At 74.0% G+C, this 20,012-nt stretch carries 12 protein-coding genes; 1 reads left to right on the top strand and 11 read right to left on the bottom strand.

The window, feature by feature from the left end; translation table 11 throughout:
• Positions 1-11 precede the first annotated feature (11 nt).
• The 4 genes from ABZ953_RS32090 to ABZ953_RS32105 all read right to left on the bottom strand — a co-directional run bounded on the left by ABZ953_RS32090 (position 12) and on the right by ABZ953_RS32105 (position 7,479).
• Positions 12-1,082, bottom strand: coding sequence for an ABC transporter ATP-binding protein (locus ABZ953_RS32090; RefSeq protein WP_361731306.1), 1,071 nt, complete (start codon positions 1,080-1,082; stop codon positions 12-14).
• Positions 1,079-3,991: an ABC transporter permease gene (locus ABZ953_RS32095; RefSeq protein ID WP_361731308.1), complete on the bottom strand. Its 2,913-nt coding sequence runs from the start codon at positions 3,989-3,991 to the stop codon at positions 1,079-1,081. The genes ABZ953_RS32090 and ABZ953_RS32095 overlap by 4 nt, the downstream gene beginning before the upstream one ends.
• Before the next feature lies 1 nt (position 3,992).
• Positions 3,993-6,848 (bottom strand): FtsX-like permease family protein, encoded by a 2,856-nt coding sequence (locus ABZ953_RS32100; RefSeq protein ID WP_361731311.1) that lies wholly within the window; start codon positions 6,846-6,848, stop codon positions 3,993-3,995.
• 217 nt (positions 6,849-7,065) lie between these two features.
• Positions 7,066-7,479: a globin gene (locus tag ABZ953_RS32105; RefSeq protein WP_361731314.1), complete on the bottom strand. Its 414-nt coding sequence runs from the start codon at positions 7,477-7,479 to the stop codon at positions 7,066-7,068.
• Between the two features lie 158 nt (positions 7,480-7,637).
• Between ABZ953_RS32105 and ABZ953_RS32110 the strand changes: the two genes are divergently transcribed.
• Entirely contained in the window at positions 7,638-8,603 is a 966-nt protein-coding gene (locus ABZ953_RS32110; protein ID WP_361731317.1) for a methyltransferase domain-containing protein, read from the top strand.
• A gap of 19 nt (positions 8,604-8,622) precedes the next feature.
• Here ABZ953_RS32110 and ABZ953_RS32115 read toward each other — a convergent pair whose 3' ends face one another.
• The 7 genes from ABZ953_RS32115 to ABZ953_RS32145 form a co-directional block, all read right to left on the bottom strand.
• A complete protein-coding gene (locus ABZ953_RS32115) occupies positions 8,623-10,164 on the bottom strand; it encodes an FHA domain-containing protein (RefSeq protein WP_361731319.1) in 1,542 nt (513 codons plus the stop codon).
• 126 nt (positions 10,165-10,290) lie between these two features.
• The gene (locus ABZ953_RS32120) at positions 10,291-11,637 is read right to left on the bottom strand and encodes a VWA domain-containing protein (RefSeq protein ID WP_361731322.1); all 1,347 of its coding nucleotides are present in this window, start codon (positions 11,635-11,637) and stop codon (positions 10,291-10,293) included.
• A 114-nt stretch (positions 11,638-11,751) separates the two neighbouring features.
• Positions 11,752-13,134, bottom strand: a complete 1,383-nt coding sequence (locus tag ABZ953_RS32125; protein WP_361731325.1) for a PP2C family serine/threonine-protein phosphatase — start codon at positions 13,132-13,134, stop codon at positions 11,752-11,754.
• Positions 13,135-13,136: 2 nt separating this feature from the next.
• A complete protein-coding gene (locus ABZ953_RS32130) occupies positions 13,137-15,755 on the bottom strand; it encodes a tetratricopeptide repeat protein (protein ID WP_361731328.1) in 2,619 nt (872 codons plus the stop codon).
• Positions 15,752-17,071 carry a hypothetical protein gene (locus ABZ953_RS32135; RefSeq protein WP_361731331.1) on the bottom strand — a complete coding sequence of 440 codons (1,320 nt, stop codon included), beginning with the start codon at positions 17,069-17,071 and terminating at the stop codon, positions 15,752-15,754. Before ABZ953_RS32135 ends, ABZ953_RS32130 begins: the two co-directional genes overlap by 4 nt.
• 161 nt (positions 17,072-17,232) lie before the next feature.
• Complete coding sequence (locus tag ABZ953_RS32140; RefSeq protein ID WP_361731334.1) at positions 17,233-18,231, bottom strand: glutamate ABC transporter substrate-binding protein; 999 nt, start codon at positions 18,229-18,231, stop codon at positions 17,233-17,235.
• A gap of 77 nt (positions 18,232-18,308) precedes the next feature.
• A complete protein-coding gene (locus ABZ953_RS32145; protein WP_361731336.1) occupies positions 18,309-19,832 on the bottom strand; it encodes a hypothetical protein in 1,524 nt (507 codons plus the stop codon).
• Between the last annotated feature and the right edge of the window lie 180 nt (positions 19,833-20,012).

Here is a 20,012-nt window from a genome sequence, read left to right on the forward strand (position 1 = left end):
GGGAGTGACGGTCAGTCCCGGTCGTCCGGGCGTACCGCGATGTGGTCCCGTTCCAGTTCGAGGGCGACCCTGTCCCGCATGTCCAGGGCGGCCGTGTACTCGGCGGGGAGCTGGAGGCGGCCCGCCCGGTCCAGCATCGCGTACTCGCGGGAGATCAGGGACTCCTGGCCGGTGGCGGCGTCGACCTCCGTACGGCGCAGGACCTCCGTCGACGTGCGGCCGTCGCGGATGGCGACCGTGCGGCGGACCTCGGAGGCGACCGCCTGGTCGTGGGTGACGATGACGATGGTGGTGCCGAGCTCCTCGTTGGCGGTGCGGAACGCCGCGAAGATCTGCTCCGCCGTGTGCGAGTCCAGTTCGCCGGTGGGCTCGTCGGCGAGGAGGACCGCGGGGTCGTTGGCCAGGGCCACCGCGATGGCGACGCGCTGCTGCTGACCGCCGGACATCTGGTGGGGGCGGCGGTCGCGACAGTCCGACACCTGGAGCAACTCCAGTAGGTGCAGGGCGCGTTCAGATTTCTTCGCGTGTTTCCCGGGCCGGTCCGGGCGGCTTTGGGCGGAGCGGCCCCTCAACTGCATCGGTAGCGCCACATTCTGAGCTGCCGTCAGGTACGGCAGCAGGTTGCGGGCGGTCTGCTGCCAGACGAAGCCGACCACGTCACGCCGGTAGCGCAGGCGTTCCTTCGCGCTCATGGCGAGAAGGCTGTGGCCCGCCACGCGCGCCGCACCCGCGGTCGGCTCGTCGAGGCCCGCAAGGATGTTCATCAGCGTCGACTTGCCGCTTCCGGAGGCGCCGACCAGGGCCATCAACTCGCCCTCGCTGACCAGGAGATCGAGGCCCTGGAGCGCCTGCACCTCGACGCCGTCCGTCGCGAAGACCCGGACCAGGCGGTCGCAGCTGATCAGCGCGTCGTGGCCGTAGGAGGGCAGGTCGCGGCGGGCGGCCGCGCGGGCTTCCAGGTCGGCGAGGGACGGCGGGGGCGCCGTGGTGTCCGTGCCTGTACGCGTACGCGTGCGCGTACTCGTGCCTGTACCCGTGCGCGTACTCGTGCCCGTATCCGCGCCCGTACCCATACCGGTCATTGGTTGTCTCCTGCTCTCAGGTCGGCGGCGGGGGTGCGCCGGGTGGTCCACCAGGCCTGGGCGAACGCCACGCCCGCGGTGAGCGCGACGACGCCCGCGGCGGGCAGCAGCAGGGACCACGGATCGGCCCGCAGCGTGCTGTCGCCCAGGCCCGTGAGGCCGCCGCGCGCGGCCAGGGCGATGCGGCGCAGATCGAGGCCGTCCGCGAGCAGCTCGACCGCGGCCCATCCCGCGAGCGCCCCGCCGACCGCCGCGAGCAGCGCCTGCGGCAGGGCTTCCAGGGCCAGGAGGAGACGGCCCTGGCGTGCGCCGAGGCCCATGGTGCGCAGCCGGGCCAGGAGCGCGGCGCGCTGCGGTGCGGACTGCAGGAGGGAGAGCAGGACGGCGAGGGCGGCGTAACCGGCTCCGGCGGTGACGGCGGCCACGTAGACGTGTTCGGCGCCGCTCTGCAGGGGGGAGTCGGTGAGCGCGGCGCGTTCGGCGGTGCGGAGGCGGATGTCGAGCGCCTTGCCGGGTGCCTTGCCGGGTGCCTTGCCGGGCGTCGGGCCCGCCGCCTTGCCGGGCGTCGGGCCCGCCGCCTGCGCGAGTGCCTTCCCGGTGACGCCGCCTCCCGTCACGAGGAGAGTGGTGTCCTTCGCCTTCGGGAGCGCGCGGCGGTCGATGAGGAGGAAGGCGCCCTGGGTGGGGACCGCGGGCGTCGTCGTACGGGTGGCGGTGATCTTCGCGGTGAAGGTGCCTGCCGGGGTACGGAAGGTGTGGGGGCCGGTGCCGAGTCTGCGGGCGACATCGGGGGAGGCGAGGGCGGGGACAGCGGGCGCGGGGGCGGCGCCCTTCGCCCGCGGCGCCGCGAGATCCGGTGCGGCGAGATCCGGTGCGGAGAGCGGGCCCAGGCCGGTCGTGCCCGTCAGGCGCGCGTACGTCGCCGGGTCGGCGGCGACCAGCGGCACCTCCGAGCCGTCGGGCATCGAGAGGTCCCAGTCGATGTGGACGGCCGCTACGCCGCGCACCCCGGGCGCCCGGCGCACCTCGTCGGCCAAGTGCGGGGGCAGCGGGGCGTTGTCCCGGGTCACTCGGGCGTCCGCGCCCACCGCGAGAAGCGCCGTGCGGTCCCGGGCGTCCTGCACACCGGCAAGGACCGAACCGCCGAACGACGCCGTCGTCAGCGCGAGGAGCAGACCGAGCAGCGGCAGGAGCTGAGCGGTCGACGACCGGCCCGCGCGCGCCGTGGCGAGGAAGCCGAGCAGGCCGCGGCGGCGCGCGAACGGGCGCATGAGCAGCCGCAGCGGCAGCGGGTAGAGGCGTACGAGGAGGAGCGCCGCGATGCTGCCGACCAGCAGCGGGGCGGCGCTGACCAGCCAGTCCACCGAGCCGCCCGCGCCACCGCGCTCGGCGCCGCCGCCTCCCGTACCGCTCCCGGTCCCTGTGTCCCCCACGCCCCGCCGCCGCAGCGACTCCACCGCGCCCACCGCCAGGACGAGCAGTACCAGTTCGGCGACGGTGCGGCGCCGGGACGGGCGGGCCGTGGCGAGGTCCCCGCGGCCCGCGTGGGCCCGGGGCCTGCGGTGCGTGAGCGCCGCCCGTACCGGCAGCGCCGCGCACGCGAGGACGCAGACGGCGGCCGCCGCACCCACCGCGGGACCCACGCGCGCGTCCGGCACGACGAGGACCGCCGCGAGCAGGCCGAGAGCCGCCGCGGGCACCGCCACCACGGACGTCTCGGCGAGCAGCCGCCTCGCGATGCCGAGCACGGAGGCGCCGCGGGAGCGGAGCAGCGCCAGCTCGTCGTGGCGCCGTGCGGCGCTCAGCGCGCAGGTCATCAGGAGGACGACGGCGGCCACCCCGCCCACGCCGTACGCGGCGACGGCGACCACCGGCGCGACGGCGTCCCGCAGCCCCGCGTGCTCGGTGAGAACCTTGTCCAGATCGGTGGAGAGCAGTGCCTCCGGGTCCGTGAAGGAGCGCAACTCGCGGAGCAGCGGGCCCCTTTCGAGGGAGGCGATCCGGCTCTTGAGGGCCGGCAGGTCGCGGGCGGTGAGGCCACCGGGGTCGGGGGCGACGCGCCAGTACTGCTGCGGGGTCCGGTCGACGGCCGCCACGACCGGGCCCGCATCGGGCGCGAGGAGCAGCCCCGCGTGCCAGCGTTTGAGCGGCATGCTCTTGCGCGCCACCATGACTTCGGCGGGGGTGCGCAGGACCTGGTCGAACGACCAGTAGGCGCCCTTCGGCCGCAGCGGTTCCAGGATGCCGGTGATGTGGACGGTGACGGGATCGGCAAGTTCGGGGGCAAGGTGGATGTCCGCGCCGACCTTGACGTGCATCACGCGCGCGGTGTCCGCGGTGACGGCCGCCTCGACGCGGCGGCTGTCCGACGTGCTGCCCTTCCCGCTGGGCAGCCTGCCCTCCCGTACGCGCGCGTGGTCGCCGGTCCCGGCCTGTGCGGCGAGCGTGAACGCCGGATCGATCGGATCGAGCCGGGGCAGCCAACGGTCCGTCGCCGACGGGGCCTTGAGGGTCCGCACGCCGTACGCGGACTGCGTCGTGTCGGCGCGGATCGGCGCGGGCAGGGCGCCGAGGGTCTTCTCGTAACGCTCCCGCAGGTACGCGGGGCGCAGGGCGTCGTCGCGTTCGCGCTGGGGCTTCTCCAGACCCGGTGCGAGCGTGGCGAGTTCGAGCCCGTTGCGAGTGGGCCCCGCGTCGGTGATGGCGGCGCGCACGCCCTCGCTCTCGTACGCGTCGACCGCGCGGGGGAAGAGGGCGGCGAGGAAGGCGGTGGCGGCCACGAGGAGGGCGAGGGCGGCGGCGGGGGCCGGGGCGGTGCGCAGGCGGGTGCGGGTCCAGGGAGCGGGAACGGGGGTGGCTGGGGGTACGGGGACGGGGGTGGCGGGGGGCACCGGGACGGGGAGGCGCATGTCAGTTGCTCCCGTCGTGGCGCAGGGACACCGTGGGGTCGCCGCGGCGCAGCGAGAGAGCCGTGATGATCAGGAGGGGGACGGCGGCGACCGCGGCCAGCAGGGTCGCGGCCCGGGCGACGGGGAGCTGGACCAAGACCGGGGGGACCGGCTGGGTCGCCTCGCCGGTGAGGACGATCAGGGGGACCACGGCGCGGGTCAGGGCCACGCCGAGGCCCAGGCCCACCAGGAGCGCGAGGCCGAGGAGGAAGCCCTGTTCCGCCGCGATCAGCAGGGCGAGGCGGCGGCGCGGGGCACCGAGCGCGCGCAACACCGCGAACTCCGCGGTCCGTTCGCGCAGCGACCCCGCCGCACTCACCGCGAAGCCGACCGCGGCAAGGGCGGCGGCCGCCGCGGCGACCGCGAGCAGCGCCGACTGCGGGCCCGCGCCGAGCGGGTCGTCGCGCAGCTCCGTGGCGATCTCATCGCGTACGAGGATCTGGTCGGGGTCGACGTCGGGGCGGGCGCGCAGAGCGGCGGCCGTCCGGTCGGCGGTGCCCCGCCGGGTGGTCAGCCACCACTCCGTAGGGGGCAGCGGGGTCTTGCCGGTGTCCGCGAGGCGGGCGTTCACGCTCGGCAGGTCGAGCAGCACGGCGCCGCCGTCCGGACCGCCCCCGGAGGCGCCGGAGCCCTCACCGCCGACGGACGCACCCGAACCCGCCCCGTCCTGCGCCGCGGTCGTCGGCAGCTCCCGTACCGCCTTCACGATCCGCACCCGCAGCGTTCCCTTCCCCGTCGGCACGTCCATGCTCGCGCCGACCTTCGCGCCGCCCGCCCGCAGGAACGCGTCCGTCACGACGGCCCGCAGCGGGGAGCTCCCTTCGCGCCGCGCCGGTCCCGGCGCGAGCGCCGCCGCGACCGCCGCACGGCCCCCGCCACCCTCGCGGCTCCCGCCACCCTCATCGCCCCCGTCGTCCCCGCTTCCGTCGTCCCCGCGGATCAGCAGTCCCGCCGCCGCGTGCGTCATGTCGAGGGCCAGGACCGTGGCCTGCCGGTCGTCGGACAGTTCCATGGAGAAACGGGTCGCGGGCGCGGCCGCCCGCACCCCGGGCAGCGCCCCGAAGACCTTGCACTGCTCGCTCTCCGGCACCCGGCTGCCGAGCACCCGGATCTGGGCGCCCGCCCGGAAGTCCGCCTGGTCTTCCTGAGAACGGTTCCATGACGCGCCCTGCCCGATGGCCAGCAGCCCCATCGCCACGGCCAGGACGAGCAGCAGCACAGGACCCGCCCCGCGCAGCGGCCGCCTGCTGAGCTGCCAGCCCGCGAGCGCCCCTGGCAGCCCGCGCCCCTTCGCCGCCCACCGCTCGGCGAGCCTGGCGGCGGGCGGCAGGAGACGCAGCGTGACCACGGTGCCGGCGAGGAGCGCGAGGGCGGGCGCGGCCACCAGGAGCGGGTCGATGCCGAGCTGCCCGGACCGGTCGTCGCTGAGCGCGCCCGAGCCCGAAGTGCGGCTGTCCAGTTGCCAGTACGCGACCGCGGCGATCACGAGGAGCCCCACGTCCGCGCCCGCCCGCAGCGGCGCGGGCAGCGCGGCGGCCCGTACGGAGCGCCGTACGCCCGCGGTGGCCGAAAGGGCGGGCGTGACCACCGCGAGCGCGCAGCCGAGGGCGGTGACCGCGGCGGCCGACCAGACGGCGGCCCTCGCCGACACGTCCAGGTGGAGACCGGTCCGCGCCAGGGCGCCCTGCCCGGCGAGCAGCCCGGTCAGCGGGCCCGCGAGGAGCGGTGTGAGGACGGCGGCGGGCAGCGCGAGCAGCAGCGCCTCCACCGCCGCGAGGCACGCGACGCGGCTCCGTGCGCCGCCCCGGGCGAGGAGCAGTTCGGTCTCACCGCCGCGTTCGGCGGCGAGCAGCCGGGCGACCAGGAGCAGCGCGTAACCGGCGAGCATGATCAGCTGCAGGGCGACGATGAGCAGGGTGGATCGGGACACGAGCAGCGCGCGTTCGGCCCGGTCGAGAACGTCGGGCAGCGCGGTCGTGGCGCTCGGACTGCCGCTCAGGGCAGGGCTCTTGACGAGGGCGGCGGGGCCTTTGGCGGCCGCGTCGCGCAGCGCGCCGATACGGCCCGTGGTGACGGCCTCGAAATCGGCGGTGGCCAGCCACTGCGTGCCGTCGGCGGTGACGCGCGAGCCGGTGAGCACCGCCGGGTCGACGAGCAGCGGCCCGTACACCCTGAACACGCCCTGGCGCAGGCCGCGTCCGCCCAGCTCGTCCAGGCGCCAGTACGGATCGGCGGGATCGGCGGGGCGGTAGACGCCGGTGACACGGACGGTGACCTTCGGGCCGGTCAGGCGGTCGGTGAGGGTGACGGGGGCCGATCCCGGGCCGAGGCGGAGCCGGGCGGCCGCGGCCTCGGGCAGAGCCACCTCGACGGGGCGCTCGCCGTGGCCGGTCCGCCGCTGCGCGCTGCCGTCGGCACTCGGCCAACTGCCCTTGGTGAGGCGGAGCCTGGAGCGGTCGAGGGCCGCGAAGCGGGTGAGGTCGGGCTGGTCCGCGTGGCGGCTGCCGGGCAGCGCGTACGTACCCGAGCGGGTCAGGGAGAGCAGTCGCACGGGGAGGCCGTCGAAGGTGCGCCGCGCCCCGTCCCGTACCGCGCGGTCCGCCGACTCGTCCTCGCGCGAGGCGACTTGGCTGCGGACGACGAGCGCCGCCGGGTCCGCGGAGCGGGTGCGCAGGGTGTGCCGCAGCGCGGCGTCGCCGATCGCCCCGGAGAACGCGGTGAGGGTGGCGAGGACCGCCGTGGTGAGCAGGATGGCGAGGAGCGCGGCGGCGAGCAGCAGCCGGTGGGCACGCACGCGCAGAAGAACGAACCCTGTCACCCGGTCGACCCCCCGTGCCCCTGCCCGCGCATGCAGGTGCGCATGGGCGTGTGCTTGTGCCTGTGCCGCTGTTCCGCCCCCCGGCAGTTACCGGATGTTTTCAGAGGGAAGGCAGTTACGGAAGGGGCGAGAGCGCTGACAGAAAGGGCAAACGGGACCCTGACATGAGGGGCCGACGAGGGGCCGACGAGAGGCTGGACGGGCAGGGGGGAGGGCCTCAGCCCTCGGAGTTGACCATGGACGCCGCCGCGTACGTCAGGTAGTTCCACAGCGTCCGCTCGTGCTCCTCGGAGAGGCCGAGCTGGTCGACCGCCGTGCGCATGTGCTTCAGCCAGGCGTCGTGCGCGGCCCGGTCGACGGTGAACGGCGCGTGCCGCATGCGCAGGCGGGGGTGGCCGCGGTTGTCGCTGTACGTACGAGGACCGCCCCAGTACTGCATGAGGAAGAGCGCGAGGCGCTCCTCGGCCGGGCCCAGGTCCTCCTCCGGGTACATCGGCCGGAGCAGCGGGTCCTCCGCGACCCCCTGGTAGAAGAAATGCACCAGGCGCCGGAAGGTCTCCTCGCCGCCGACCTGTTCGTAGTAGGTCTGCTCCTGAAGCGTGCCGCGCGGGATCTCTTTCACACGTTCCATGGTCTCAGACGGGGCGGCCGAGTACGGAAGGCTTAGGACCATCCATGGTCATTCATGGATGGTCCATGGTCATCCATGACCATCCCCGGGACGGCGGGGTGGCCCCCGGCCGGGTTCCGCCACTCGCATCGCGGCCGTCGGCGCAGCACAGTGGACCCATGGAAGCCGATCCTGTCCATGTCCTCGACGCCCGGGCCGCCCTCGTGCGCGAGATCGGGGCGAGCGGGGCCTGGCAGGAGGCCCCTGCCTGGCGGGCGGCGTTCGAGGCCGTCCCGCGGCACCTGTTCGTGCCCTACTACTACGTGGGCGCGAGCGGTGGGTACGAGCGCCTGTGGGGCGAGGACCCCGACGAACGGCGCCGCGCCCGCTGGCTGCGCGGCTGCTACACCGACACCCCGCTGGCGACCCGCGTGCGCGACGGGGAGCTCGTCTCCTCCAGCAGCCAGCCGTCCCTGATGGCGAAGATGCTCGCGGAGCTGGCTGTGCCGGACGGCGAGAGCTGCGACGTGCTGGAGATCGGCGCGGGCACCGGCTACAACGCGGCGCTGCTCGCCCACCGGCTCGGCGACGACCACGTCACGACCGTCGACCTGGACCCCGAGATCACGGAGTCCGCGCGCCAGCACCTGGCGGCGGCGGGCTACCGTCCGGCCGTGGTGACCGGGGACGGCGCGGCCGGCTGCCCCGAGCGCGCGCCCTACGACCGGATCATCGCCACCTGCACCCTGACCTCGGTGCCCAGGGCCTGGCTCGGCCAGTGCAGGCCCGGCGCCCGGATCCTCGCGCCGCTGGCCACCGGCCTGATCGCGCTGACCGTCGCGGACGCGGAGCACGCCGAGGGGCGCTTCCTGCACACGCCCGCCTATTTCGTACCGCTGCGCGGCGGTGACGCGCGGGCCCCGTACGAGCAGCACATCGGGGGCCTGCCGCGCGGAGCCCTGCAGAACGAGCTCTTCCGCTTCCTTCTCGAGCTGACCGCGGGCAGCCTCGATCCGCACGAAGCGCTCGCGCTGTGGCAGCGCGAGGGGCTGCCGGTGCGCGAGCGCTTCGGGATCACCGTGCGGGGGCCGTACGAATGGGCCTGGCTGGACGACCCCGAAGGGCCGTACGTCTGGCCGCTTTAGAGCCTGTCTTCGATCCGGCTCAGTCGCGGCGGACCGTGATCGTCGTCCAGGCGCCCACGTGCACCTGGTCGCCGTCCTGGAGCGGGATCGGGACGAAGGGCTGGATGGGCTCCTCGCCGCCGTTGACCGTGGTGCCGTTGGTCGAGTTCTGGTCGACGACCGCCCAGCTGCCGTCCGGCTGCTGGACCAGGACCGCGTGCTGGTGAGAGACGCCCGGGTCCTCCGGCGGCACCGACAGGTCGATGTCCGGGGTGTCGCCGGTGGAGTGCCGACGGCGGCCGATGGTGAGCTGGTTGCCGACGAGCGGGCGCTGCTGCTCCGGCGAGTACGCGGGCAGGTTCAGGCCCGATGCCTCCGGGCCGCTGCGCTGCATCATCGCCATGAAGTACTCGCGGTCGGGAGCGATCGTCGCCGTCCACGTGCCGGGGCCCTGCTGGGGCTGCGCCTGGGGCTGGTGTGCCTGCGGCTGCCCGGGGCCCTGCGGGAACGGTTCCCGGGGCTGGAAGGGCTCCTGAGACTGGAACGGTTCCTGGGAGCGGAAGGGCTCCTGGGTCTGGAACGGTTCCTGCGGGGCCTGGGTCGGGGCCGGAGCCTGGGCCGAGGGCGGGGCCTGAGCGGCGGGCGGGGCCTGAGCGGTGGGCGGGGCCTGGGCCGAGGGCGGCGAGATCACCCAGTCGTCGTCTCCGCCGCCGAAGGACGGGCCGGGCGGCGGCGGGCCCTGCGGCGCGCCGGGTCCCTGCGGGAACGCGGGGGGCGCGGGCGGGCCCGGCTGCTGGAACGCCTGCGGGGCGCCGGGCGGCATCTGGCCTTGACCGGGATGGCCCTGACCGGGGTGGCCCTGACCGGGATGACCCTGACCGGGATGACCCTGACCGGGGTGGCCCTGCGGGCCGGGCTGACCGTGCTGGCCGGGGCCGGGGCCGTGCGGACCGGGGCCCTGCTGACCCGGACCCTGCTGCCCCGGACCCTGCTGGCCGCCGCCGTTTCCGAACGGCGGGATCGGCTCGGCGGGGCGGTTCATCTGCGAGGGGCGCGAGCCCTGGTACTCGTATCCCGGCGGGGGCTGCTGGAACTGCTGCGCCGGGTTCGGGCCCGGCGGCATGCCCGGGCCGGGGCCGTGACCAGGGCCATGACCGAGCCCGGGTCCGCGACCTGAGCCGGGGCCGCGACCGGGGCCGGGGCCGCGACCGGGGCCGGGGCCGCCCTGCGTGCTCGGCAGCGGCGGGTTCGGCGCGGCCGGAGTGTACGAGGTGGCCGTGTTCGTCAGGAAGTTCCAGCGGCACTCCTCGCAGAACGGCGCGTTCGCCTCGCGGGGGGTGCGGCACTGCGGGCAGAGCTCCGCCTCGGGGGCCGGATCCGGCACGGCGGCCAGATGCGGGCGGCCCGGCGCGGGCTGCGGGAAGCCCGGGTCCTGGCCGGGCGGCGGCGGGGGATAGCCGTACCCGGCCGGGGCCGGGGGCGGGGGAGGCGGCGGGGGCGGGACGGCACCGGCCATGCGGTGACCGCAGACCTCGCACCAGTCATCGGAACCCGACTGGTGTCCGTTCGGGCAGGTCGGCATGTCGGCGCTTCCCCCTCTCCTTCTCCGGCCCGAGGGCCGTACATCGCTGTGGTGCACGCTGCGGTGCACGCCGTCGTGCATCGCTGTCATGCATCGCTGTGGGTCGAACGGCGCGTGCGCGCCGCGCTACTGCTTCTTCACGCGAACGGTCTTCGTCGACCGGGTCTCGAGTGTCATCTCGTCGGCCTCGGCGACCTTCGCCTTCAATCGAACAGTACCTGCCGCGGCGTCCACGACGTCCACCACCTTCGAAAGCAGTTTCGCCGTATCGGCGTTGCCCGAGGCGCCGGCGAGCTGCACCGCGCGGCCCAGTTTCGCCGTCGCGCCGTCGACATCTCCCGATTTGCGGGCGTCGAGTCCCTGCTGGATGACTTGTGCCAGTTCCGCCTGGCCCGTGTAGTGCGCGACCTGCGGATTGATCGATGTGGAGGCCGTCATGTCGTCCGTCCACACCGCCCGCACCAGGCCCTGCGACAGCGTCTGCGCGCTGCCGTCCTCACTCGGCACGATCAGCGAGACCCGGGCCGCGAGCATCTCCTGGCCCAGCTCGGCGCCCGGCACATGTACACAGATGTGGTAATCCCGGGACTCGTCGCCCCAGGACCCCGTGGGGTAGTCCCCGGCGCGTGGGCCCGCCTCCGTGCGGCGCTCGGTCAACTCCTCGACCGTGGGCGCCACTTGCTTGACGAACCTGATCTCCACGCCCACCGGCGTCCACAGCCGCAGGCTGACGTCCGCGACCTCCTTGCCCATCGCCGTCTCCATCATCTGCGTGAAGTCGGCGGCGAGCCCGGCCGGGTCGGCGACGATGTCGGCGGTGCCGAGCAGCGCGGAGGCGATCCCTGTGACCTCCTTCACCTCCCAGTCCGTGCCGACACCGCGGGCGTCGCAGGTGAAGCGGCCCGCGCAGGAGTCGAGCGCGGCCTGGAGGTCGCCCGGGGACTCGTGTTCATTGCGGCCGTCGGTGAGCAGGATGCCGTGCCGGATGGTGACGTCGGCGGAGGACAGGAGGCGGTCGGCTAGGCGCAGCCAGGTGCCGATCGCCGTGCCGCCGCCCGCGCTCAGCCTGCGCAGCGCCTGCTTGGCCTGGTCGCGGGTCTGCGCCCCTGCCACCGCGAGACGGCCGCCGCCCGGGTAGATCTCCTTGGCGACGTGCGTGCCGCCGATCACCGCGAAGTGCACGCCGTCGCGCACGGCGTCGATCGCCGCGGCGGTCGCGTCCCGCGCGCCCCGCATCTTCGTCGGCGGGTAGTCCATCGAACCGGAACAGTCGACCATGATCGCCACGGCGGCGTCCGGGGTCTGCCCGGCCGCGTACAGATGCGGGGCGCTCACGGCGGACCCGACGGTCCCGCCGCCGGTCGAGGTGACCGTGGCGATGGCGTTGACCTCCCGGCCGCCTTCCGGGAGGTACTCGTTCTGGTAGACGTCCACCGAGAACTGCGGCACGTTCGATTTCGAGAAATTGGCCATGGAACTGCTCCCCCTCAGATCCTGAAAACCTCACACCACACGAACCGGCACGGCCCCCCGCCCGGCTTCCGGGCCGATCTGCCCGGCCCTGTGGCCTGTCCTGCGGATCAGGCCCTAGGCCGATCCTGCCCCTTGCGGCACGAACGGGAACGGCACGACGGCCACTGTTACGTTGTCGTGCCCCCCGCCGTCCAGCGCGTGACCGACCAGGACCTGGGCGCTGTGCAGCGGCCGGTCCGCGGAGTCGGCGGGCACCGCGTCGGCCATCTCGTCGACGCCTTCCGCGTAGTTCCACAGTCCGTCCGTGCACACCACCACTACACCCGCACGGTCCGGCTTGAAGGAAGCGGTGTGCGGCTCCAGTTCGTACGCGTCCGCGCCGAGCCAGCCGGTGATGGCGTGCGCGCGCTCATCGGCGTACGCCTCGGCCTCGTTCATCAGTCCCGCGGCGACCATCTGCGCGGCCCACGAGTCGTCCTCGGTCAGTCGGACGGTGGGGCCGCCGCGGTCGTCGGGGACCCAGTAGGCGCGGCTGTCGCCGACCCAGCCGACGACGAGCAGGCCACCGGCGACGACCGCGCCGACCAGCGTGCAGGCGGGCGCGTTCTGGTGGGGGCTGTGTTCGCGGGCAGCGGCCGGTTCGGCGGCGAGCGCGTTGACGGCGTCGGCCGCCGCGAGGATCGCGTCGTGCATGGCCTGCTGCGGGTGGCTGCCGCGTTCGAGGCCCGCGAGCAGCGAGGCGTCGGCGGCGCGGGAGGCGGCGAGCGAGGCCTCGTCCGGGCGGGTCGCGGAGGAGACGCCGTCGCAGACGATCGCGACGACGGCGGGCGAGCCGTCGGGCAGCGTGGCCTCGGAGATCGCGAAGGCGTCCTCGTTGCGGTGGTGGCGCAGGCCGCGGTCGCTGACCGCGGCGACCGTGCCGAGCTCCTGCTCCATGTGGTCGCGCTCGCGCGGCTGGGCGTGCCCGCAGTTCTCGCAGTACCCGTCCGGGTCCACCCGGCCCGAACGGCAGGCCACGCAGAGCTTGGTGCCCGCGGCGGGCGTGGGGTCGGGGGCCTCCGTACGAGGGTCCGCGGGGGCGGGCAGAGGGTACTCGTCCGGCTCCTCGGCGGCTCCGGCGGCGGGCGCTGCGGCTCCGGCGGCGGCGGGCGCTGCGGCCCCGGTGGCGGGCACGGCGGCTCCCGAGAGCTCGCCGCCCGCCGAGTCCGTGCCCGCCAGGTCCGTCGGCAGGTGGGGCGGCACCGGCAGGTCGGAACTGTCGGCGTCCGGAGCGACGGGCCACCGCGCGGACTCGCCGTCGGTGGCATCCGTGGCATCCGTGGCATCCGCGGCGGCCATGGCCTCCGTGGCGGCGGGTTTCGCGGCGCCGTTCGGGGAAGCGGCCGGTCGCGGTGGCACCGCCGACAGGTCGAACCCGCACGCTCCGCAATACAGGTCGCCCGACTCCAGCGGCTCCTCACAGCTGGGGCAGGCAGACAGCTGGGGCATCTGCGACATACTCACACCCACGTCCGGGGGCGGAAACGGTTTGCCCGTTCCACCAGTTCGATCCTCTCCTCGCCACCCTGTGCGAGCCGGGCCAGTGTCCGGTACGAACGCTCCAGACCGAACCGGAGGCCGCGCTCGTCCAGATCACTGCCGAGCAGTACGGCCCGCGTTCCGGTGGTGGCCGGTGACGCGGAGACGTGACCAGAGTGCTTACCGGAGAGTACCCAGTCGAGGGCCGTCCCCAGAACCTCGGTCGACAGGCGCTCCCTGCGCACCGCGTCGAGGCCGAAGCCCGCGAGCGCCTCGATCTGCCCCGCGGCGGCCGTCAGGTCGTCCAGGAATGCCGTGTCCGGCGAGAGCGCGGAACCGGAAGCCATGCGCTGCCGCAGCCGCGCCCGCACCGCCGCGACCCGGGCCGCGGTGTAGTGGATGGACGACTCCGGCACGGACTCCAGGGTGCCCACGGCGCCGGTCCTGTCACCGGCGGCGAGCCGCACGCGGGCCAGGCCGAACGCCGCGCTCACATAGCTCGGGTCGGTGGCCCACACCAGCCGGTAGTACTCGGCGGCGTTGTCCAGCTGGCCGAGGACCTCCGCGCACACGCCGAGCGCGAGCTTCGGCGCGGGTTCGCCGGGGAACGCGTCGTAGACCGCGTCGAAGGACAGCGCCGAATTCTCGAAGTCGCCGGTGGCCAGGGCGGCCACGCCCCGGTACCAGACCACCCGCCAGTCGTCCGGATGCTCCAGCTCCAGATCGGCGAGCGCCTGGGCGGCGGGCGCCAGTTCGCCCATGGTGAGGCGGGCGCGCAGGCCGCTCAGCTGCAGTTCGAGCGAGTCGGCGGGCGCCGCCCGCAGCGCCGTGATCAGCTCGGCGGGCGCGGACGCGATGAGACCGGCGAGGAACCCGGCGTTCGGGTCGTTGGGGTCCACGAGGGGGACGGGCAGCGTGAGGGCCGTCGCGACCGAGTCGATGCCCCTGACGATGCCCGGAGCGATTTCAGGGGTGGTCTGCGGGGCGATCTCCGGGGCGCCCCGGGCACCTGACGTGCCCCAGGCACCTGACGTGCCCCGAGCACCTGACGTGCCCTGAGCGCCCGCTCCGTTCGCCTCGGCGCGCGCCCCCAGGAGGGACACGTCCGCCGTGAGCTCCGCGAACAGTTCGGTGTCCGGCACCTTCACCTCGGGCCCGAACAGCGTGGAGAGCGCGGGCCGCGGCCGCCCCGTCTGCAGCGCCACGACCTCCCGCAGGACGCCCGTGAGCTGCTCGGCCATCTCCTGCGCGGTGGCGAAGCGGCGGACCGGGTCCGGGTCCGTGGCCCGTACGAGGAGCCGGTAGAACGACTCGTACGTACGGAAGACCTCGATGTTGTCCGGATCGGGCAGGGAGTCCACGAACACGTTCGTATAGCCCTGGAAGTCGAAGGTCAGGACCGCGAGCGTGCGCGCGACGGTGTAGAGATCGGAGGCCACCGAGGGCCCCGTCTCGGCGACTTCGGGAGCCTGGTAGCCGACCGTGCCGTAGATCGCGGACTCGTCGTCGTCCATCCGGCGGACCGCGCCCATGTCGATGAGCTTGAGCTGGCCCTCGGTCTGGATGGCGTTGTCGACCTTGAAGTCGCAGTACAGGAGGTTGCGGCTGTGCAGGTGCCCGAGGGCTTCGAGGGCCTCGATGCCGTACGCGCACGCCTGCTCGACCGGCAGCGGATCGCGCCGTCCCTCGGCCGTGCGGCGGCCGTTGGCGATCTCCTTCAGCGACTTGCCGCCCACGTACTCCATGACGATGTACCCGTCCATGGAGCCCGTGCGCTGGTCGAGGTGCTCGACGAAGTTGTAGATCCGGACGATGTTGGCGTGCTCGATCTCGGCGAGGAAGCGGCGCTCGGAGATCGCGGCGGCCATCGCGTCCTGGTCGCCGGTGTCGAGCAGGCCCTTGAGGACCACCCAGCGGTCGGACACCGCGCGGTCGATGGCGAGATAGACCCAGCCGAGGCCGCCGTGCGCCAGACAGCCCACGACCTGGTACTGGCCGTGCACGATGTCACCGGCCTGCAGCTTCGGCACGAAGGAGTACGGGTGACCGCACTTGGTGCAGAAGCCCTCGGTGCGGCCGGGGCGGTCACCGCGCGCCCGGCCCACCGGCGCCCCGCAGTCCGAGCGCGAGCAGAACCGCTTCCGCTCGGGGACCTCGGGGTTCTCCTGGACCGCGCCGTGCGGGTCGGGGCGCGGCACGTCCGGCACCGCGACCAGGCCCATGCCGAGCCGCCCGCGGCCCGAGGACGAGGCCGCCGAGCCCGAGCTGCGCACCGACACCGAACGGGACGTCGAACCGCCGGACAGGGAGCGGGAGAGCCGCCCTGAGACCGACCTGCGCGAGGACTGCGACCGGGACGACCGGGACGACCGCGACGAGCGCGAGGACGACCGGGACGAGCGTGCGGACGAGCCGGAACCGGAACTCCCGGAGCCCCGCGACCCCTTGCCGCCGCCCGTGATGCCGGTCGGCGTCGAGCCCACCATGCCGTTGGACGCGACGACCGGGGCGAGACCGCAGGTGTCGCAGTACAGCTCGCCGCCGCCGACGTCCTCGTACGACCCCGTGCATCCGGGCCGCTGACACTGCCGCTGGCTCACGATTCCCCCGTCCGGTCGGTGGGCCCGCCCTGCTGCGGGACTCTCGGCGCGAGCGCCTCGGCGGCGGCCTGCTGGTAGCGCAGGACCGCCTGCTCCGCCACGCGGAGATCGCAGGGCGCGCTCCACAGCATCCGGCGCGCCGCGTCGTACCGCTCGATCAGGAACGGGTCCTCGGCGTGGCCGAGCCGGGCGACCTTCGCCTTGTACGCGTCCAGGCGGCCGCGCAGCTCCGCGCGGACCGCGAGCGGGGCCGTGACGGCCGACAACGACTCGCGGGCGCGCAGGAGTTCGTCCTCGGCCTTCTCCTCAAGGGACTCCAGGAGCGGGGAGAGGCGGTGCCACTGCGCGCTCCTGCGGTAGTCGGAGGCCATCGCGAGCTGCTCCTGCAGCGCGGTCGGCGGGCCGCTGACCGCGGGCACCTCGGAGGCGGCGATCTTCGCGAGGACCTCGCCGCGGGCGCTCCTGGCCTCGGCGAGGGTGCGGTCCGCGCGCGAGAGCACGTCGCGCAGCCTGCCGAGGCGGACCTCCGCGTCCTGACGGACGGTGAGCACCGCGTCGATCTCGCGGCGCACCTCCTCCAGGGCGCGGGCCTCGCGGTCGTACCGATCGGTGTGCGGGCGGCCGCCGCCCGGCGCCGAACTGCCCTCCGCGCGCCGCCAGAAGGCCAGCGGGTCGGAGACCACCTGCTCGCGCAGGACGGTCAGGGTGCGCGTGATGCGCTCCAGGTCGTCGCCCGAGGGATGCTCACCGGGGCGGACCCCGACGGAGTGGGCGAGCTGGCGGGTACGGGCGAGCTCGGCGGCGAGCAGGTCGATGCGGGCGGGCAGCGCGGACCACACCGCGTCGGCGGCGACGACCATGTCGAGGGAGTGCGCGTACAGCTCGTTCATCCGGGCCACGAGCTGTTCGAGCGTGAAGCGTTCGGTCAGCTTGGCGGGGCTGGTGATCGAGGGGGACGTGCCGGACGCGGAGGCGCCCGCGACGGTCACGGAGTCGCCGCGCAGCAGCTCCGTCAGCTCGACGAGGTCGTCCCGGTTCGGCCAGCGCCTGCGCTCACGCACCTCGCGCGCGGTGTGCAGCGCACCGGCATACGCGTCGAAGTAGGCCCAGAGCAGCGTGATCCGGCTCTCCGTCGCCGTCCAGCGCTCCTCGGTGACGCCGGTCAGCCGGGCGCCTTCGAGGAGGCGTCGGCCCGCGTGGTCCTGGAGGGCGAGGAGCGACGTCTCGATCGCCTCGTGCTCGGCGTCGAGGCGCGCCAGCGCACGGTCCACCTCGTCCCGGTCCATCACCGGACCGGGGGGTCCCGCGCCGCTCATCGATCACCTCTCCGCTCTGTGTTGCCGCTGTGCGTTGCCGCTGTGCGTTACCGCTCCGGGTTGCCGTGAGTCCTCGGCCGTGAGTCCCCCTTCGTAACTCTCCCGTCGTAACTCTCCCGTCGTAACTCTCCAGTGGTACCAGGTCGGTTGTCTGTTCCGGATCAGTCGCGGTACTCGGGGTCCGGCGGGCTGGCCTTCTTCTTGAGGCCGTCCTTCAGCCACTTGTCGTACGACTTCTGCCAGCCGTCGTCCTTGCGGTAGTCGTCGAGGACCTTGTTGACCCGGCGAACCAGGTCGTCGGAGCCCTTCTTCATCGCCACGGCGTAGTGCTCCGTGGTGAACGGCTCCTTGCCCTTGAGCTCGACGGTCGGGTCCTGTGCGGCCTGACCGGCGGCGAGCGCGCTGTCGGTCACCACGGCGTCCACCTCGCCGAGCTGGAGCCGTACCAGGCAGTCGAGTTGGTTGGGGACCGTGGTGGAGATATCGGCGCCGTAGTTCTTCTTCTTGAGCTCTTCCTCGGCGATGGAGCCGGAGGCGGAGCAGATCTTCTTGCCGGCGAGCGAGGGGTTGTAGCCCGTGATGCCCTTGACCTTCTTCGGGGCGAGCACCTGCTGGCCCGTCTCGAAGTAGCCGGTGGAGAAGTCGACGTCCTCAAGGCGCTTGCAGTTGACCGTCATGGTGCGCACCACCATGTCGACCTGGCCGCTCTGGATCGCCGGTATGCGCTGGTTGGTGGGTATGGCGCGGAACACGACGGCGTCGCGGTCGCCGAAGATCTCCTCGGCGATCTTGTGCGCGAGGTCGATGTCGAAGCCCTCCAGCTCGCCGCCCGGCTTGTTCGGGTCGCGGTAGCCCCAGCGGTAGCTGTTCTGGTCGACGCCGACGACGAGCTTCTTGACCTCGCGGTTCTTGATCTTGTCGATCGTCGGGCCGTCGTCGGAACTGGGGGACAGGCTGCGGTCATTGCAGTCGTCCGCGTCGGCCCGCCCGGGAGCGGCCACCGAGGCGGCCGGACCGCCGCGGTCCGCTCTGTCGTCCCCGCCCTCGCCCCACTGCGGGAGCACCAGGAGCAGCGTTCCCGTGAGGGCGCAGGCCAGGCCCATCGCCCCCGTGCCGCCCCAGCCGCGCAGCCTGCCGGCCGTGCCGCGTCGCGTCCGCATCGTCTGCGCGCCCCCTCTCACATCTGGCCCGGTCACATCTGGCCCGGTCACATCTGGCCCGGTCACATCTGGCCCCGTCACCGGTACTCCGAAAGCCTGCGGCCGATGCCGAGGACGGCGCCCGCCGCGGCGAGCACCGCCAGGACCGCGGCGCCGACCGGCAATCCGCTCATGGCGCCCCTGCCGTCCTCGGCCGCCTGCTTGAACTGGCGCTGCTCGTGCGCGAGAGCCAAGTCGAGGGCCGCGTCCACGTTGTCGAAGCACTCGCCGGTCGGCTCGTCGACCTTGGCGCCGATGACCTTGTCCAGTGCGCCCTGGTAGTCACCGGAGTCGTCGCTGGCGCGGGCCACCTTGTGGCGGTCCTTCCAGACGCCCACGTTGGCGACGGCGTCGGCGACCGGCTTCTTGCCGTCCGAGTCGTCGCCCGCGAGGTCGGCCGCCCTCCCGAGCAGGCCCTTCTCGCCGTCGCCCAGCTGCTTCATCTGGGCGCGGTAGGCGACGTCGAACTTGTCCTGCGGCTCGCCCGCCACCTCGGTGGTCTCGGCGCCCCTGCTGACCAGCGTGAGGTTCTCGTTGCCGCGGGCCTTCAGAGAGCTGATGCGGGCGTCGTTGAGGACGTTCAGGGACCGGACGCCGTGGTCGTACGAGTCGTTGAGGCCCGAGCGCGCGACGGTGTGGCCGACGACGAGCCAGAGCATCACGACCGTGGCGGCCGCGGTCGCGGCGAGCAGTCCGTGGTTGAACACCCGGTTCGTGCGGCGGTAGTTGCGGCGCTGGGCCCAGCCGAGTGCGGCGAGCGCGAGGACGCCGAGGGCGATGGCGAACCAGGGGTACGGCTTGGCGCTGTCGTAGTCGGAGCCGAGCCGTGCGTTCTCCGCCTTGTAGAGCTTCTCGGCGGCCGGGAGCATCTGGTTCTGCATCTTGTCGTTCGCGTACCGCAGATAGGCGCCGCCGAGCGGCAGGCCCTGGCGGTTGTTGGCGCGGGCACGCTCGATCAGGCCGGTGTACTGGGGCAGGAGCTTGTTCAGCTTGCTCACGGAGGCCGCCGACGACGATCCCGATCCGGCGTTCGACGCGGCGGTGGCCAGCTTCTCGGCGGCCCGCTCGACGTCGTGCTCGTACCGGGCACGGACGGCGGTGGGCTCCTGGCCGCCCGCGAGGAAGCCGCTGGACGCCGCGGTGTTGGCGTCCGCGAGCGAGCGGTAGATCTCGGCCGCGGCGGCGCTCAGCGGCTGGCTGCGGTGCAGCACGTCGTCCGCGGCGGCCGAGCGGTCCGTCATCTGCCAGGTGGTGATCGCGCCGAACGCGACGACGAGCAGGGCCAGTACGGCGCCGATGATGCGGAGCTTGCCCGGTTCCGTGGTCGCGGCGCCGCGCAGCCGGTCCACACCTTCCGACCAGGCGGTGCGGCGAGCGGCGGTGGCGGTCTGCGCGGTCTGCACCGTTTGCGGCGCCTGCGGTGAGGCCGCGGGCGGGGTGCCCGGTGCCTGTGGCGGCACGGCGGGCATCGCGGGCGCGGTCTGCCCCGGCGCCCCCGGCACCTGTCCGGGCGGACCCGGCGGGCCCGGCGGTGCCGCGCTGCCGTGCGGCGGATGTGTCACCTTGACCTCGACCTCCCCCTCGGTCTCCGGACGGTTGCTTCCGCTGCTCCGCCAGGCGTGCGCGGCGCGGGAAGAAGTGCTCGGCCGCAAGTATCGCCGCCGGGACCGACATCCGCACAGGCCTTGACTCGATCTTGTGCGGTTCCCTGCCCATGTACACGAGATTGAGGGGTGTTCGGT

Source organism: Streptomyces sp. NPDC046465, from assembly GCF_040646035.1.
Classification (GTDB): Bacteria; Actinomycetota; Actinomycetes; order Streptomycetales; family Streptomycetaceae; genus Streptomyces.

What these genes read in the sequence shown, in the direction of transcription:
- ABZ953_RS32090 (WP_361731306.1), bottom strand. Translation starts at nt 1,082, where the DNA reads ATGACCGGTATGGGTACGGGCGCGGATACGGGCACGAGTACGCGCACG.
- ABZ953_RS32095 (WP_361731308.1), bottom strand. Translation starts at nt 3,991, where the DNA reads ATGCGCCTCCCCGTCCCGGTGCCCCCCGCCACCCCCGTCCCCGTACCC.
- ABZ953_RS32105 (WP_361731314.1), bottom strand. Translation starts at nt 7,479, where the DNA reads ATGGAACGTGTGAAAGAGATCCCGCGCGGCACGCTTCAGGAGCAGACC.
- ABZ953_RS32110 (WP_361731317.1), top strand. Translation starts at nt 7,638, where the DNA reads ATGGAAGCCGATCCTGTCCATGTCCTCGACGCCCGGGCCGCCCTCGTG.
- ABZ953_RS32115 (WP_361731319.1), bottom strand. Translation starts at nt 10,164, where the DNA reads ATGCCGACCTGCCCGAACGGACACCAGTCGGGTTCCGATGACTGGTGC.
- ABZ953_RS32120 (WP_361731322.1), bottom strand. Translation starts at nt 11,637, where the DNA reads ATGGCCAATTTCTCGAAATCGAACGTGCCGCAGTTCTCGGTGGACGTC.
- ABZ953_RS32125 (WP_361731325.1), bottom strand. Translation starts at nt 13,134, where the DNA reads ATGTCGCAGATGCCCCAGCTGTCTGCCTGCCCCAGCTGTGAGGAGCCG.
- ABZ953_RS32135 (WP_361731331.1), bottom strand. Translation starts at nt 17,071, where the DNA reads ATGAGCGGCGCGGGACCCCCCGGTCCGGTGATGGACCGGGACGAGGTG.
- ABZ953_RS32140 (WP_361731334.1), bottom strand. Translation starts at nt 18,231, where the DNA reads ATGCGGACGCGACGCGGCACGGCCGGCAGGCTGCGCGGCTGGGGCGGC.